The organism is Phycicoccus sp. Root563 (genome assembly GCF_001427915.1).
Lineage (GTDB): Bacteria > Actinomycetota > Actinomycetes > Actinomycetales > Dermatophilaceae > Pedococcus.
This window is the reverse complement of sequence record NZ_LMGM01000001.1, coordinates 1,699,557-1,713,763: the sequence shown is the minus strand read 5'-3', so window position 1 is coordinate 1,713,763 and position 14,207 is coordinate 1,699,557. Positions and strand designations below refer to the sequence as shown.

Below are 14,207 nucleotides of genomic sequence, written 5' to 3'. Positions count from 1 at the left end.
CCCGTGTGACGGGTGGGACGGACGGTGCCATGGACGGCGTCGTCGCAGGTCAGGCGGGTCGCCGGGCCCGTTCCCTTGGCGCGCGGTTTGTCCGGATGGGGCCTACCATTGACGTCGCGAGGTTCTTGAGATGTCAATCGACGTACACCTCGGTCGACGGAGGTCTCCTCGTGGAGCTCGCAGCGTGAACAGGTTGTCTGAGGGGTTCGTCCTCGGCGACCGGTACCTCCTGGGGGCCCGCATCGCCTCCGGCGGCATGGCCGATGTCTGGGCCGGCGCGGACCAGGTGCTCCAGCGGGCGGTGGCCATCAAGGTCATGCGGCCCGACACCGGTCACGAGGAGCTGTTCGCCAAGCGCTTCCGCGACGAGGCCGTCCACTCGGCGGCCCTGCTGCACACCAACATCGCGACCCTCTTCGACTACGGCGAGGACGACGGCCTGGCCTTCCTCGTGATGGAGCTGGTCAAGGGCGAGCCGCTCTCGCTCCTGCTGCGCCGCCGTGGCGCCCTGCCCCCGCCCGAGGTGCGTTCGCTGCTCGGGCAGGCAGCCCTCGCGCTGGGCGTGGCCCACGAGGCGCGCGTCGTCCACCGCGACGTCAAGCCCGCCAACATCCTCGTCCGTCCCGACGGGCTGGTGAAGCTCACCGACTTCGGGATCGCCCGGGCGCTGGACGCGGCCGGTCACACCCGCGCCGGCGAGATGCTCGGGACGCCGCACTACATCAGCCCCGAGCAGGCGCTCGGCGAGGCCGCCACCGGAGCCAGTGACCTCTACGCCCTCGGGGTCGTGGCGCACGAGATGCTCACGGGCCAGCGCCCCTTCGACCGCGGAACCCCGGTCGCGACGGCCCTCAGCCACGTCAACGAGCCGCCTCCGCCGCTGCCCGACGACGTGCCCAAGGACCTCGCCGACCTGGTCAACGACTGCCTGTCCAAGGACCCGGGCGACCGTCCGTCCAACGCCCGCGAGGTGGCCAGCCGCGTCGGCATCGGCGACCACGAGATGGCGGGCCTGGCGCTCGGTCTCGCGATCGCCCTCGACGGCTGGAACGACGACTCTCCGGACACCGACTCGGACGGCTCGGTGCTGCGGTTCCCCGACCTCGGTGGCCCGACCATGGCCCTGGAGGCCTGACTCGATCTCCGTGCACGCCCTCCGGTGCGAGGGTGTCCCCCGACAGACGTGTGCCGCCGTGCCCGACTCGGGCACGGCGGCACACCTGTCCGGCCGCGTGGGTCAGCGGTAGTTGGTGAACTGGATCGCGAAGTCCAGGTCGTCCTTGCCCTTGAGCAGCGCCTGGACGGCCTGCAGGTCGTCACGGGACTTGCTGGTGACGCGCAGCTCGTCGCCCTGGATCTGGCTCTTGACCGTCTTGGGCCCCTCGTCGCGGATGATCTTGCCGATCTTCTTGGCGTTCTCCTGGGAGATGCCCTCCTGGAGGCCGAGCTCGAGGCGGTACTCCTTGCCGGAGAGCTGCGGTCCGCGCTCGGGGACGTCGAGGTGCTTGAGCGAGACCTTGCGCTTCACCAGCCAGGTCTGGAAGACGTCGAGGACGGCGTTGGCACGCTCCTCGGTGTTGGCCTTGATGACGACCTTGTCCTCGCCGCTGGCCTCGATGGAGGCGCCGACGTTCTTGAAGTCGTAGCGCGTGGCCACCTCACGGGAGGCGCTGTTGAGGGCGTTGGCGACCTCCTGGTGGTCGATCTTGCTGACGATGTCGAACGAGCTGTCGGCCATGAGGGCGTGTCCTTCCTGGGCACCGCTGACGGGCAGCTGGTGCCGGTTTCAGCAATCGCGGTTGTCCTTGCTATTCTTCCACGCGCACCAAGGCAGGTTGCCCGAGCGGCCAATGGGAGTGGACTGTAAATCCATCGCGAAAGCTTCGAAGGTTCGAATCCTTCACCTGCCACCCAGTGCGAACGAAGGGCCTCCGACAGCAATCGCTGACGGAGGCCCTTCGTCGTCCACCTTCGCGCCGCGCGCCGATGGCTGGCGCGACGCGCGCCCGTGGTCGGCTGCGACGGTCGGGTCCTCACACGGCGGGGGCGACCTCGGCCCGGGCGGCGCGGGGGGTGCGGTGGAGCTGGGACACGACCACCACGGTCAGGAGCAGCAGCCCGGAGGCGACGGTCAGGGCGGTGGACGCCCCGGCGACGAAGACGTGCTGGGACTGCTCCACCACCGAGCGACCATGGCTCGGAGCGGCCGCGGCGTGCCGGCTGGCGGTGCCGAACACGGTCACGAGCAGGGCCAGGCCGAGCGACCCGCCGACCTGCTGGGTGACGTTGACCAGGCCCGAGGCCGCTCCGGCGTGCTGCGGCTCCACCTCGTGCAGCGAGGCGCCGGTGAGCGGCACGAACGCGGTGCCGTTGCCGAGCCCGAGCAGGACGAGGGGCACGAGGATCGACCAGTAGCTGCTGGTCTCCGACATCCGGCTGAGCAGGGCCAGCGCGGTGGTCGAGAGCAGCGTCCCCACCACCATGACGCGCCGCGGCCCGAACTGCTCGACGAACCGTCGAGCGCTCAGCTGGGAGGCGAGGAACAGGGCAGCGGTCAGCGGTAGGAACCCCAGGCCGGTCTGCAGCGGGCTGTAGTGGAGCACGTCCTGGAGGAAGAGGGTCGTGAAGAAGAACGTCCCCATGATCCCGGCGACGAGGAGCAAGCGTCCGGCGTACGAGCCGGCACGAGTGCGGTTGGCGAACAGCTCGAGCGGCACGATGGGGTGTGCTGCGCGACGTTCGACGAGGACGAACAGGACGAGCAGCGCCGCTGCCGCCACGAACGACGCGATCGTCTCGGTGTCGCTCCACCCGGCCTCGGCCGCACGGACGAACGCGTAGACCAGGGCGGTCATGCCGAGGGTCGAGCTGAGGGCACCGGCGACGTCGATCCGCCCGGTCGACCTCGGGGTCTCCGGGACGACGAGGAGGGCGGCGGCGATCACGGCCAGGCCGATCGGCACGTTGACGAACATCACCCAGCGCCACGAGAACCACTGCACGAGCAGGCCCCCTGCGATGAGCCCGATGGCGGCACCGCCGATGGAGACGCCGGTGAACAGGCCGAGGGCGCGGGTGCGCTCGCGGGCCTCGGGGAAGGTCGACATGAGCAGGGCGAGGACCGCCGGTGCGGCCAGGGCCGCCCCGACGCCCTGGGCTGCCCGGGAGGCGACGAGCCAGGTGGCGGTGGTGGCGAAGCCGCCGGCGAACGACGCGGCGGCGAACAGCGCCATACCGGTGAGGAAGACCCGGCGCCGACCGAACAGGTCGCCGGCCCGCGCACCGAAGAGCAGGAGGCCCCCGAAGGCGAGGGTGTAGGCGGACAGGACCCAGGACAGGCCGGTGGGGGTGAAGTCGAGCGCCGTCTGCATCCGGGGCAGGGCGACGTTCACGATGGTGGCGTCGAGCACGACCATGAGCTGGGCGGTGAGGATGACGCCGAGGACGACGGTCGGGGAGACGCGCCGACGGGGGCCGCGCGCCGTGGGCGACGCGGGGGTGGCCGCGGGAGCGGCAACAGTCTGGGCAGACACGGTGGTCGTGCTCCTTCAGGTACGATGGTCGGAGAAGTGGAAGGTCCCTCCGGATACGACGATACGGAGGCTGCCTCCGCTTTGCAAGTCATTCCCGTGATGGAGGTGCGTGTCAGGTGGTCCCGACCCCCGCTGCCGGTCAGCTCGCCGCGGAGCGGCCGATGCGTGCCGATGCCCAGCGCAACCTCGAGCGGCTCCTGCTGGCCGCTCGCGAGGTCCTGCGCGAGTCCGGCGCGGACGCCTCGCTCGAGGAGATCGCCCGCCGGGCCGGGGTCGGCATCGGCACGCTCTACCGGCGCTTCCCGACCCGGCTCTCCCTGCTCGAGGCGGTCTACCGCGAGGACGTCGACGCGCTCGGCGACCGCGCCGAGCTGCTCATCGAGGGTGAGGAGCCGTGGCCCGCGCTGGAGAAGTGGGTCTGGGCGCTGCTCGACTACGTGGCGACCAAGCGGGCGCTGTTCCAGGAGCTCGTCGACGCGGTCGGCCGCGACTCGGAGCTGCTCACCCACTCCCGCCAGGCCGTCAACGACGCGGCGGGGACCGTGCTCCGCAACGCCCAGGACGCCGGCGTCGCGCGCACGGACGTCGAACCGTCCGACCTGCTGCGCCTCGTGGGGGGCTGCACGATGATGGGCGAGCTCGACCCGGCGCAGCAGGAGCGCGTCGTGAGCATCGTCCTGGGCGGTATCCGCGCGGCCTGACCGGTGCGACGGGACGGGACGCGGCCTGGGGCGTGCGGCTGCGGACCTGACCGGCGCGGCGGGGGGCTGCACGCGGTTTCCCTGGGGGAGGGGCTTGCCCCGGGTGTTACCGTCAAGGTCTCGGCGTCTCCCCAGGAAACGAGACGCGTCGTGACGAAGTCGTCCGGCAGGCCCGAGCGTGTCGACTCCGCGAGGGCCACAACGCACCGTGCGTGCACGTCGCCGCCCCTCATGGGTGGTGGTGCTCCACGTCGGCTCGCGACGCGGGGGTAACCAGGAAGGTTCGCCCATGTCCGTGTCCCACCGGGTCCTCAGCCCGTCCTCCCCGGCCGACACTGCGCCGGGAGAGGTCTCCTTCCAGCACCTGGCCCACCTCACCGACGACATCGGCGTCTTCGAGGGGGCCGTCCTGACGGTCCCCGTCCGCGAGGGCGGGTACTGCGTCGACGACGTGGCACGCGCGTTCGTCGTGACGGCCAGGGAGCCGGAGGGCTCCGCCGCACTCACCGAGCTCGCGACGACCTACCTCTCCTACGTCCTCGACGCCCAGGCCGACGACGGCGCCTTCCGCAACCGCCGGGCCGTGGACGGCTCCTGGTCGGACGCCGCGGCGGTTCATGACGGCTGGGGGCGCGCCCTCTGGGCGCTCGGCACGGGGGTCGCTCGCGCGCCCGAGCTGTCCGACTGGCGGGCCCTCGAGGCGTTCACCAAGGGCGCCGCCCTGCGGTCGCCCTCGACGCGCTCGATGGCGTTCGCCGGCCTGGGTGCCGCGGAGGTTCTCGCCGTGCGGCCACGGGACGTGGTCGCGCGGGAGCTGCTGTCCGACGCCGCCACCCTGATCGCCCCGCCCGACCCGCTGCTCGGCCGTCGACCGACACCGGCCGAGGGATGGCACTGGCCCGAGCCGCGACTGAGCTACGCCAATGCCGCCCTGGCCGAGACCCTGCTGGCGGCGGGTTCGCTGCTGGGCGTCTGGAAGTGGCTCACCGAGGGGCTGGCGATGCTGAGCTGGCTGGTCGAGACCGAGACCACCGACGGCCTCGTGTCGGTCTGCCCCGCCAGCGGGTGGGGGCTCGGTGAGGCCCGGACGCCCTTCGACCAGCAGCCGGTGGACGTGGCGGCCCTGGCCGACGCGTGTGCGCGGGCCTTCGACGTCACGGCCGACCCCCGGTGGAGTGCCGCGGTCGGCCGCTGCTCGGCATGGTTCGAGGGCGCGAACGATGCCGGGACCGTCCTGCACGACCGCGACAGCGGCGGTGGGTGCGGTGCGCTCGCCGGACGCGTCGGCCACGCGGACCAGGGTGCAGAGTCGACCATCGCGATGATCTCGACGTTCCAGCAGGCGAAGCGGCTCGGCGTGGACGGCGGCACGGCCTGAGACGGTCGCTGCCCGCGTGGGCGCCGTCCGGCGGCCGCGGGTAGGTTCGCAGCAGTACGGCGCGGTCGGCGCCGACCGGTCGGGAGGTGTTCGTGCGCGTCGTCGTCACGGGTGCGGGCGGGTACATCGGCAGCCGCCTCGTCCCGGCCCTCCTCGAGGCGGGCCACGAGGTCACGGCGACGTTCACCCGGATCGCGTCCGCCGAGCGCTTCTGGTGGGCCGACCGGGTCACCGTCGTGCAGATGGACGTGCTCGACCGGGCCTCTGCCCGAGCGGCGGTGGCCGGGGCGGACGCGCTGTTCTACCTGATCCACGGCCTCGGCGGCGACGACTTCGCGACCACCGACCGCGAGGGTGCCTACAACGCCGCCCACGCCGCGGTCCGCGCCGGGGTCGGTCGAATCGTCTACCTCGGTGGCCTCGTGCCCGACCTCCCGGACGATGACCTGTCGCCGCACCTCCGCTCGCGCCTCGAGGTCGAGGAGGTCCTCACCGACTCGGGGGTGCCGACGCTGGCGCTGCGGGCGGCCATGGTCGTCGGGAGCGGGTCCACCTCCTTCGAGGTGATGCGCCAGATCAGCGAACGGCTTCCCCTCCAGGTGCTCCCGACGTGGATGCGCAGCAGCCGGGTCGAGCCCGTGGCCGTGACCGACGTGGTGGCCGCCCTCGTGGGCGCCCTCGGTGCCCCCGCCACCAGTCGCGCCTACGACGTGGGCAGCGGTGAGCCCCTGGCGTATGCCGGGTTGCTGCGGCGCTACGCCCGGCTCGCCGGACTCACGCGGGTCCAGGTGACCGTGCCGATGCTGCCGACGGCCCTGGTGTCACGCCTGGCGCCGGTGCTCACGGCGGCGCCGGCCTCGACGGTGCAGACCCTCGTTGAGAGCCTGCACCACGACATGGTCTGCCGGGAGGACGACTTCCGCCGCGAGCTGCTGCCGCCCGGCCACCGGCTCACCGGGGTCGACACGGCCCTCGAACGGGCCCTGCTCGTCCCCGCGGACGGGGTGCCCGACGTCGACCGCGACGTCCTCGGCCCCCTGCACTCCGACGCCGAGTGGGCCGGCGGACAGGTGTCGCGCCGCGACGGCCGACCGGTGCACCATCCCCGCGGCGGGTGGCGCGGGCTGCTGCTCGGTCCGCCCCCCTCGCGCTGACCGGCCACACCGCCATACCGCCTCTTGCACTCGCCGCACCCTCGCGCCCTCGCCAGCGACACGGCAAACCGCTGGTGGCGAGGCAAGACGGCAGTTATTTCCCTGAGTCTTGCCTCGCAACCGCCGTTGTGCCCGGCGGGTCGGGCCGGGGCGTCAGGTCGGGCGTCAGGTCGGGTCGGTCGTGCGGGCCCCGTCGACGCGTCAGCGGCGGGACTTGAGGTGGCGGTCGAGGTTGTGGGCGAACCCGGCCCCCATCGCCGCGATGACCCCCTGCATGGTGGCCTGCACCGCGGGCTTGGCGATCCTCGGGAACGGCAGGTCGACGTGCACCCCGAGGTCGATCGCCAGCAGGGTGCCCTCACCCTTCTCGGTCAACGTGTAGGTGCCCTCGACCCCGGCGCGCTCCTCGCCTCGCGGGGTGTGGGTGAACTCGATCCGCTCGGTGGGCTGCAGGTCCATCCGCTCGGTGAAGGCCAGGCCGATGTTCTTGCCGAGGACCTCGATGGGGGCCAGCTTCCACAGCCAGGTGCCGCCGTGGTCCTCGATGGAACGCACCATCGGAGTGAGCTTCGCGACCTGTCCCGCGTCGCTGAGCACCGACCACACGGCCTCCCGGGAGAACGGCACCACGGCCGTGGAGCGCTTGGAAGCCGAGAAGACCGTCATGGTCCCGAGTCTGGTGCATGGGCGCCCCCGCCGCGTCCGGGGCCCGAACGGCAGACTGGGGCCATGGTCGAGCGCAACTGGTCCGGCAACGTCACCTACCGCGCGGAGCGCGTCGAGCGCCCGCGCTCGGTGCCCGAGCTCCAGGAGCTCGTGGCCGGAGCCGGTCGGGTGCGCGCGCTGGGGTCGCGGCACTCGTTCACGGCCCTCGCCGACACCGAGGGAGTGCTCGTCTGCACGTCCGAGCTCGTGGACCCGGCGGCCCCCGGGGCCGTGGTGGTCGACGCGGAGGCGGGGACGGCCACGGTCCCCGGCGGCGCGTCGTACGGGGTGGTCGCGGCCGAGCTCGAGCGGCAGGGGTGGGCGCTCGCCTCCCTCGCGTCGCTGCCGCACATCAGCGTCGCCGGCGCGGTCGCGACGGGCACGCACGGGTCGGGGGACCGGACGGGTTCGTTGTCCGCGGCCGTGGCCGGGCTGGAGCTGGTGACCGCCGACGGTGCGCTGCTGCGCGTGTCCCGCGGGGACGAGGGGTTCGACGGGAGCGTCGTCGCGCTCGGTGCCCTCGGCGTCGTCACCCGCGTCACGCTCGACGTCGAGCCGACCTACCTGGTCCGGCAGGACGTCTTCACCGGGGTGCCGTGGTCGGTGGTGGAGGCGGACCTCGATGCGATCACCGGCGCGGCCGACAGCGTCAGCCTGTTCACCCGGTTCGACGACACGGCGGTGCGCCAGGTCTGGTGCAAGAGCCGCGGCGCCGACTCGCCCACCGACTTCTTCGGGTCGCCTCGCGCGACGCGGGTCATGCACATGCTCGACGGCGCGCCGACCGAGTCGGTGACCGACCAGACCGGGACGCCCGGCCCGTGGCTCGAGCGGCTGCCGCACTTCCGGCTCGAGTTCACGCCGAGCCGCGGAGCCGAGCTGCAGAGCGAGTACCTCGTGCCGCGCCGCAACGCCCTCACCGCGATGGAGGGCCTGCGGCGGCTCCAGCCGGTTTTCGGCCCGGTCCTGCAGAACGCCGAGATCCGCACGGTGGCGTCAGATCCGTTGTGGCTCAGCGGTTCCCACGACGAGGACGTGGTCGGGTTCCACTTCACCTGGGAGCTCGACGAGCCCGGTGTGTATGGCGTCCTGCCGGACATCGAGGCCGTCCTCCTGCCGCTCGGGGGACGGCCGCACTGGGGCAAGTGCTTCGTGGCCGCCGCGGCCGACCTCGCACCGATGTACCCGCGGTGGGACGACTTCCAGCGGTTGCGGGACTCGCTCGACCCGGAGCGCAAGTTCGGTGGGGCGTTCGTCGACCGCGTGCTGGGGTGAGTCCTGCCTCCGCCTGACCGTGGACCGCCGGGCCCTGTGAGAGTGTGGCCGCGTGAGTGACGCGGCGGCTGGAGCACCCCGGCGTGGACGACCCGGGTACGACCAGGAGACCGTCCTGCGCCGGGCGATCGAGCTGTTCAACGAGCAGGGCTACGACGGCACGAGCATGGGTGACCTCGCCCGCGAGCTCGGGTTCAGCAAGTCCGCGATCTACCACCACGTGCCGAGCAAGACGCACCTGCTCGCGCAGGCGCTCGACGAGGCGCTGGACGGCCTCACCGAGGTCCTCGACGAGGCGAGTCGCGAGGTCGCCGGTGCCACGGCATACGACCGGTTGCGTCGGGCCGTGCGGCTCAGCGTCGCGGTCCTCGTGGACCACCAGCCTGCGGTGACCCTGCTGCTGCGGGTGCGGGGCAACAGCGAGGTGGAGCTGGCGGCGCTGCGCCGCCGGCGGGACCTCGATGCACGGTTCGCCGGGCTGGTGCGCGAGGCCGTCGAGGAGGGCTCTCTGCGCTCGGACGTCCCGCCGGCGCTGGTGAGCCGGCTGCTGTTCGGCATGGTGAACTCGCTCGTGGAGTGGCACCGCCCCGGCGGAGCCGTCGACGCCGAGCAGCTGTCCGACGCCATCACGACGCTGGCGTTCGACGGCCTCGTCCTGCGCCCGCCGAGCACGTAGGTAGCCGGGGCAGCGGGGCGGCCACATCCCCGCCCACGGTGGGTGATCTGCCGCCTCAGGCGTCCCGGAAGGGGCAGGTCGCCACCCCTCGGCGGGTCACCAGTCGTAGAAGCCGCGCCCGGTCTTGCGGCCGAGCTCGCCGGCCGCGACCTTGTCGCGCAGCACCTGCGGCGGCTCGAACCTCGGGCCCAGCTCTCGAGTGAGGTGCTCGGCGATCGCGAGCCGTACGTCGAGGCCGACGATGTCCGTCGTCCGCAACGGGCCGACCGGGTGGCGGTAGCCCAGGGTCATGGCCGTGTCGATGTCCTGCGCGGACGCGACGCCCTCCTGCACCATCCGCATCGCCTCGAGCGCGATGGCGACCCCGAGGCGGCTGCTGGCGAACCCGGGGGAGTCCTGCACGGTGATGCCGGTCTTGCCCAGCGCAGTCACCCAGCCCCGGGCCCGGTCGACCAGGGTCGGGGCCGTCTGCTCGCCCACGACGACCTCGACGAGGTCGCTCGCCGGGACGGGGTTGAAGAAGTGCAGTCCGATGAAGCGTTCGGGCGCGCGGAGTCCGGCGGCGAGGGCGCTGACCGACAGCGAGCTGGTGTTGGTGGCCAGGACGGCGTCGGGTGCCGAGTCCCCGGCCCGCCGCAGGACCTCGAGCTTGAGGGCCGTGTCCTCGGGGACGGCTTCGACGACCAAGGAGCAGCCGGCCAGGTCGGACGGGGTCGTGGTGACGGTGAGGCCGGCCAGGGCCTCGTCGACCGGGCCGGTCAGCAGACCGCGCTCGGCGGCCTTGCCGATGCTCGTGGCGACCCGCCCCCGTGCAGCGTCGGCGAGGGATTCGTCGCCCTCGACGACGACGACCTGCGCACCGGACACGAGGAACGCATGGGCGATCCCCGCTCCCATCCGCCCGCCGCCGTAGACACCGACGACCGCGGGCAGCATCGACTCCGAGCTCATGTCAGACCCTCTCCACCAACAGGGCGGCACCTTGGCCGACCCCGACGCACAGCGTGGCGAGCCCGCGACGGGCCTGCGCCCGCTCCAGCCGGCCGACGAGGGTCAGCAGGATCCTCGTCCCGGAGGCCCCGAGCGGGTGGCCGAGCGCGATCGCGCCGCCGTCCGCGTTGACGATGTCCTCGTCGAGGCCCAGGTCGCGGATGCAGGCCAGGGACTGCGAGGCGAAGGCCTCGTTGAGCTCGACGGCGTCGAGGTCCCCGATGGCCCAGCCGGCGCGGTCGAGGGCCTTCTGGGTGGCCGGCACCGGGCCGATGCCCATGACCTCCGGCGCGACCCCGGCGCTGGCCGAGGCCACCAGCCGGGCGCGCGGCTCGAGTCCGTGGCGGGTGATGAACGCCTCGCTGGCCACGACGACCGCGGCCGCCCCGTCGTTGAGGGAGCTGGAGTTGCCGGCGGTCACGAGGCCGTCGGGGTGGTTGACCGGGCGGAGCCTCGCGAGCCGTTCGAGCGAGGTGTCGGCCCGCGGTCCCTCGTCGACGGAGAACTCGCCGTCGCCCACGGGCACCGCCATGATCTCGTCGGCGAACCTCCCCGCCTCGATCGCCGCGACCGCCCGCTGGTGCGACCGCAGCGCGAACTCGTCGAGCTCCTCCCGCGTCAGCCCCCAGCGCTCGGCCACCCGCTCGGCGGTCTGCGGCATCGACAGCGTCGTGTCCGCGTCGAACCTCGGGTTGGTGAACCGCCACCCGATCGAGGTGTCGAAGGTCGCCCCCGGTCGAGCGAACGCCTTGGCCGGCTTCTCCATCACCCACGGCGCGCGCGTCATCGACTCGACCCCACCGGCCACGACGAGGTCGGCGTCGCCGGACGCCACCATCTGCCGCGCGGTGGCGACCGCGGTCAGCCCCGAGGCGCAGAGCCTGTTGACCGTGAACCCCGGCACCGACTGTGGCAGCCCGGCGAGCAGGGTGGCCATGCGCGCGACGTTGCGGTTGTCCTCGCCGGCCTGGTTCGCCGCACCGAGGACGACCTCGTCGACCAGCTCGGGGTCGACGCCCGCACGCTCGACCGCCTCACGGACGACGAGCGCCGCGAGGTCGTCGGGGCGCACGGTGGCGAGCCCGCCGGCATACCGGCCGATCGGGGTCCGGGCTCCGTCGAGGAGGAAGGCCTCGGTCACGGTGGTGCTCCTTCAGGGTGTTCGTCGGTATGGCGCGGGGCCGGGAGGTGCCCGGGCCGGTCCGGGTCAGGCGTCGAAGTCGACGGTGACGGTGTCGCTGACGGGGTGGCTCTGGCAGGTGAGCACGAAGCCCTGCTCGACCTCGCGCTGCTCGAGGGCGTAGTTGCGGCGCATGTCGACCTCGCCGTCCCGGACCAGGGCGCGGCAGGTGCCGCAGACGCCGCCCTTGCAGGCGAACGGCAGGTCGGTGCGGGTGGCCTGGGCGGAGTCGAGGATCGACTGCCCCCGCGGCATCGGTGTGGTCGAGCTCAACCCGTCGAGGACGACGGTGACGTCGCTGGTCTCGCCCTCGACGACGGCGTCGGCCCGGTGCAGCTCGGGCGGCGGCTCGTCGACGTAGAACAGCTCGAAGTGCACCTTGTCGGCGGGGACGTCGAGCTCGGCGAGCACCTCGCGGGCCGACTCGATCATCGCGAGCGGGCCGCAGAGCCAGACGTGGTCGACGTCGTGGACCGGCACGAGGACGTCGAAGAGCCGACGCAGCCGGTCGGCGTCGAGGCGGCCCGAGAAGAGCGCGACGTCGCGTGGCTCGCGGGACAGCACGTGCACGAGCTGGAAGCGCGAGCCGTGGCGGTTCTTGAGGTCGGCGAGCTCCTCGGCGAACATCACCGACCCGGTGGTGCGGTTGCCGTAGAGGAGGGTGACGTCGGCCTCGGGGTTGGCCAGGACCGTGCTCGCGATGGACAGCATCGGCGTGATGCCCGACCCCGCCGCGATGCACAGGTGGCGGCCGCCCTCGGCAGGGTCGGCGCGGAAGGTGCCGTGGGGCGTCTGCACCTCGACCTCGTCGCCGGGCCGCAGCTCGTGCAGGAGCCACTGGGAGAACAGGCCGTCAGGGATCTCGCGGACCCCGATGCGCGGCCGGTCGCCCACGGTGGCGCAGATGGAGTAGGTGCGGCGGTGCTCGACCCCGTCGACGTACCTGCGCAGCGTCAGCGACTGGCCGGCGTCGAAGGCGTACGACTCGGTGAGCTCGTCCGGCACCTCGAAGCTCACGGCGGCGGCGTCGTCGGTCAACGGCTCGACGGCGTGCACGGTGAGGGTGTGGAACGTGGGGGCGGGGCGTCGGGGCTTCTTCAGCAGCAACGAGGGGGCGGCCGAGGTCAACTCAGATCTCCTTGACGTGCTCGAACGGCTCGAGGCAGCCGGTGCAGCGGTAGAGCGCCTTGCAGGCGGTGGGTCCGAACTCCGACGTGAGCTCGGTCTGCGCGGATCCACAACGGGGACAAGCGATCTCACGTCGCGTCGGCATGAGGGACAAGGTCACGGGGCCGCCACGGGCCGGGGCCCGTCCGGGTGCGGACAGGCCGTGGTCACGCAGCGCCTGGCGACCGCGCTCAGTGATCCAGTCGCTCGACCACGCCGGGGTGAGGGACACGCGGACCCGCGCGCCCGGCATACCGGCGTCCTGCAGCGACCGGACGAGGTCGTCACGCATGGCGGCCATGGCAGGGCACCCGGTGTAGGTCGGGGTGATCGCCACGACGACGTGGCCGTCCTCGTCGACCTCGACCTCGCGCAGGACGCCGAGGTCCTCCAGCGTGAGCATCGGCATCTCGGGGTCGGTGACGGTGCGGGCGACGGCGACCGCCCTCTCCTTGAGGGTGGTCACCACTGGCCCATCGGGTGGGCGCGGGCGACCACCTGCATCTCGGCGAGCAGGAGGCTGAGCGCCTCGGTGTGGAGTCCGTCGCGGCCCTGCCTGCCCTGGACTGCGGCCAGCGCTCCCTGGGTCGGCTGGTCGACACCGCTGACGGCGAAGACCTGGGCCAGCACCACGGCCACGTCGTCGGCGGTCGTCGCCGGGTCGACCCCGACGCCGGCAGCCGCGACGCGGGCCTCGACCTCGTGGGTCGCGAACAGCTCGGCCTGGAACGGCCACACGGCCGCCAGGGCCGCGTCGAGGCGGCGGCGCGACTCGTCGGTGCCCTGGGCCAGCGTGAGGAACCAGCGCCCCGCGTAGTCGCGGGTGTAGGTGAGCTCCTTGACCCCCTTGGCCGCCACGGCGGCCAGCACGTGGTCGCGGCTCGCGGACAGCCGCTCGAGCAGCGCCAGCCGGGCCGTCGCGAAGACGAGCAGCTTGACGACGGTCACCGCGAAGTCGCCGTTGTCGGTCTCGACGAGCCGCACGTTCCGGAACTGACCCGCCTCGCGGAAGAACGCCAGGGCGTCCTCGGGCGGCACCGGCGAACCCGACGGCAGCGCGGGCACGAGCGACGGGTCGGCGGCGGCAGCGCGGGCCAGCAGCAGCCGCGCCTGGCCGAGGAGGTCGAGCGCGATGTTGGCCAGCGCGATGTCCTCCTCGAGGTCGGGCGCACGGCTGGTCCACTGCGAGAGCCGTTGCGACGCGACGAGGGCGTCGTCGGCGAGCATCAGGCAGTAGGTGCCGAGGTCACCGGCGTCGACGCCGTCCGGCACGGTCGTGTCGACTCCCGCGAGCGGGTCCTCGAAGTCGGTGCCGAAGGCCCAGTGCGAGGGGTCGCCACCGAGCAGGCCGTCGTAGACGGACCCGTGGGCGTCGGAGGGGTCCGGTGCCGGGTGCGAGGCGGAGTCAGCGGCGGGGTGCGAGGCGGGCTCGACGTGGTCGGTCATGA

General features: G+C 72.9%; 14 protein-coding genes and 1 tRNA gene. 7 read left to right on the top strand and 8 right to left on the bottom strand.

Translation table 11 applies throughout. The annotated features are described in order from the left end of the window. The first annotated feature begins 184 nt into the window (after window positions 1-184). A complete protein-coding gene (locus ASD62_RS08130) occupies window positions 185-1,135 on the top strand; it encodes a serine/threonine-protein kinase (protein WP_235529343.1) in 951 nt (316 codons plus the stop codon). A 102-nt stretch (window positions 1,136-1,237) separates the two neighbouring features. Here ASD62_RS08130 and ASD62_RS08125 read toward each other — a convergent pair whose 3' ends face one another. Then, entirely contained in the window at window positions 1,238-1,738 is a 501-nt protein-coding gene (locus ASD62_RS08125) for a YajQ family cyclic di-GMP-binding protein (RefSeq protein WP_056915524.1), read from the bottom strand. Between the two features lie 91 nt (window positions 1,739-1,829). Between ASD62_RS08125 and ASD62_RS08120 the strand changes: the two genes are divergently transcribed. Beyond that, window positions 1,830-1,910: transfer RNA gene (locus tag ASD62_RS08120), tRNA-Tyr, on the top strand. 123 nt (window positions 1,911-2,033) lie between these two features. Here the strand turns inward: ASD62_RS08120 and ASD62_RS08115 are convergent. Further along, on the bottom strand, window positions 2,034-3,533 hold the full coding sequence (locus ASD62_RS08115; protein ID WP_056915523.1) for an MFS transporter: 1,500 nt from the start codon (window positions 3,531-3,533) through the stop codon (window positions 2,034-2,036). A 116-nt stretch (window positions 3,534-3,649) separates the two neighbouring features. Between ASD62_RS08115 and ASD62_RS08110 the strand changes: the two genes are divergently transcribed. The 3 genes from ASD62_RS08110 to ASD62_RS08100 all read left to right on the top strand — a co-directional run bounded on the left by ASD62_RS08110 (window position 3,650) and on the right by ASD62_RS08100 (window position 6,766). Beyond that, window positions 3,650-4,234 carry a TetR/AcrR family transcriptional regulator gene (locus ASD62_RS08110; protein ID WP_200956863.1) on the top strand — a complete coding sequence of 195 codons (585 nt, stop codon included), beginning with the start codon at window positions 3,650-3,652 and terminating at the stop codon, window positions 4,232-4,234. A gap of 289 nt (window positions 4,235-4,523) precedes the next feature. Beyond that, window positions 4,524-5,612 carry a hypothetical protein gene (locus tag ASD62_RS08105; RefSeq protein ID WP_056915522.1) on the top strand — a complete coding sequence of 363 codons (1,089 nt, stop codon included), beginning with the start codon at window positions 4,524-4,526 and terminating at the stop codon, window positions 5,610-5,612. 92 nt (window positions 5,613-5,704) lie between these two features. After that, window positions 5,705-6,766 (top strand): NAD(P)H-binding protein, encoded by a 1,062-nt coding sequence (locus tag ASD62_RS08100; RefSeq protein ID WP_162254757.1) that lies wholly within the window; start codon window positions 5,705-5,707, stop codon window positions 6,764-6,766. Between the two features lie 201 nt (window positions 6,767-6,967). Here ASD62_RS08100 and ASD62_RS08095 read toward each other — a convergent pair whose 3' ends face one another. Next, window positions 6,968-7,432, bottom strand: coding sequence for an SRPBCC family protein (locus tag ASD62_RS08095; RefSeq protein WP_056915520.1), 465 nt, complete (start codon window positions 7,430-7,432; stop codon window positions 6,968-6,970). Window positions 7,433-7,495: 63 nt separating this feature from the next. Between ASD62_RS08095 and ASD62_RS08090 the strand changes: the two genes are divergently transcribed. Then, the gene (locus tag ASD62_RS08090; protein ID WP_056915519.1) at window positions 7,496-8,746 is read left to right on the top strand and encodes a D-arabinono-1,4-lactone oxidase; all 1,251 of its coding nucleotides are present in this window, start codon (window positions 7,496-7,498) and stop codon (window positions 8,744-8,746) included. A gap of 52 nt (window positions 8,747-8,798) precedes the next feature. Then, window positions 8,799-9,422, top strand: coding sequence for a TetR/AcrR family transcriptional regulator (locus ASD62_RS08085; protein ID WP_056915518.1), 624 nt, complete (start codon window positions 8,799-8,801; stop codon window positions 9,420-9,422). Window positions 9,423-9,518: 96 nt separating this feature from the next. Here the strand turns inward: ASD62_RS08085 and ASD62_RS08080 are convergent, their stop codons facing one another. The 5 genes from ASD62_RS08080 to paaC form a co-directional block, all read right to left on the bottom strand. Then, window positions 9,519-10,373 (bottom strand): 3-hydroxyacyl-CoA dehydrogenase family protein, encoded by an 855-nt coding sequence (locus ASD62_RS08080; protein WP_082580628.1) that lies wholly within the window; start codon window positions 10,371-10,373, stop codon window positions 9,519-9,521. A 1-nt stretch (window position 10,374) separates the two neighbouring features. Beyond that, complete coding sequence (locus ASD62_RS08075; protein ID WP_056915517.1) at window positions 10,375-11,553, bottom strand: acetyl-CoA C-acyltransferase; 1,179 nt, start codon at window positions 11,551-11,553, stop codon at window positions 10,375-10,377. Between the two features lie 66 nt (window positions 11,554-11,619). Next, on the bottom strand, window positions 11,620-12,720 hold the full coding sequence (gene paaE / locus ASD62_RS08070) for a 1,2-phenylacetyl-CoA epoxidase subunit PaaE (protein WP_082580627.1): 1,101 nt from the start codon (window positions 12,718-12,720) through the stop codon (window positions 11,620-11,622). 1 nt (window position 12,721) lies between these two features. Then, window positions 12,722-13,225, bottom strand: coding sequence for a 1,2-phenylacetyl-CoA epoxidase subunit PaaD (paaD, locus tag ASD62_RS08065; RefSeq protein WP_369796264.1), 504 nt, complete (start codon window positions 13,223-13,225; stop codon window positions 12,722-12,724). Next, window positions 13,222-14,205, bottom strand: a complete 984-nt coding sequence (gene paaC / locus ASD62_RS08060; protein WP_082580626.1) for a 1,2-phenylacetyl-CoA epoxidase subunit PaaC — start codon at window positions 14,203-14,205, stop codon at window positions 13,222-13,224. Before paaC ends, paaD begins: the two co-directional genes overlap by 4 nt. Between the last annotated feature and the right edge of the window lie 2 nt (window positions 14,206-14,207).

Excerpts from the sequence above, each read along its gene's own strand:
- ASD62_RS08125 (WP_056915524.1), bottom strand. The coding sequence starts at position 1,738 with ATGGCCGACAGCTCGTTCGACATCGTCAGCAAGATCGACCACCAGGAG.
- ASD62_RS08105 (WP_056915522.1), top strand. The coding sequence starts at position 4,524 with ATGTCCGTGTCCCACCGGGTCCTCAGCCCGTCCTCCCCGGCCGACACT.
- ASD62_RS08095 (WP_056915520.1), bottom strand. The coding sequence starts at position 7,432 with ATGACGGTCTTCTCGGCTTCCAAGCGCTCCACGGCCGTGGTGCCGTTC.
- ASD62_RS08090 (WP_056915519.1), top strand. The coding sequence starts at position 7,496 with ATGGTCGAGCGCAACTGGTCCGGCAACGTCACCTACCGCGCGGAGCGC.
- ASD62_RS08080 (WP_082580628.1), bottom strand. The coding sequence starts at position 10,373 with ATGAGCTCGGAGTCGATGCTGCCCGCGGTCGTCGGTGTCTACGGCGGC.
- paaC (WP_082580626.1), bottom strand. The coding sequence starts at position 14,205 with ATGACCGACCACGTCGAGCCCGCCTCGCACCCCGCCGCTGACTCCGCC.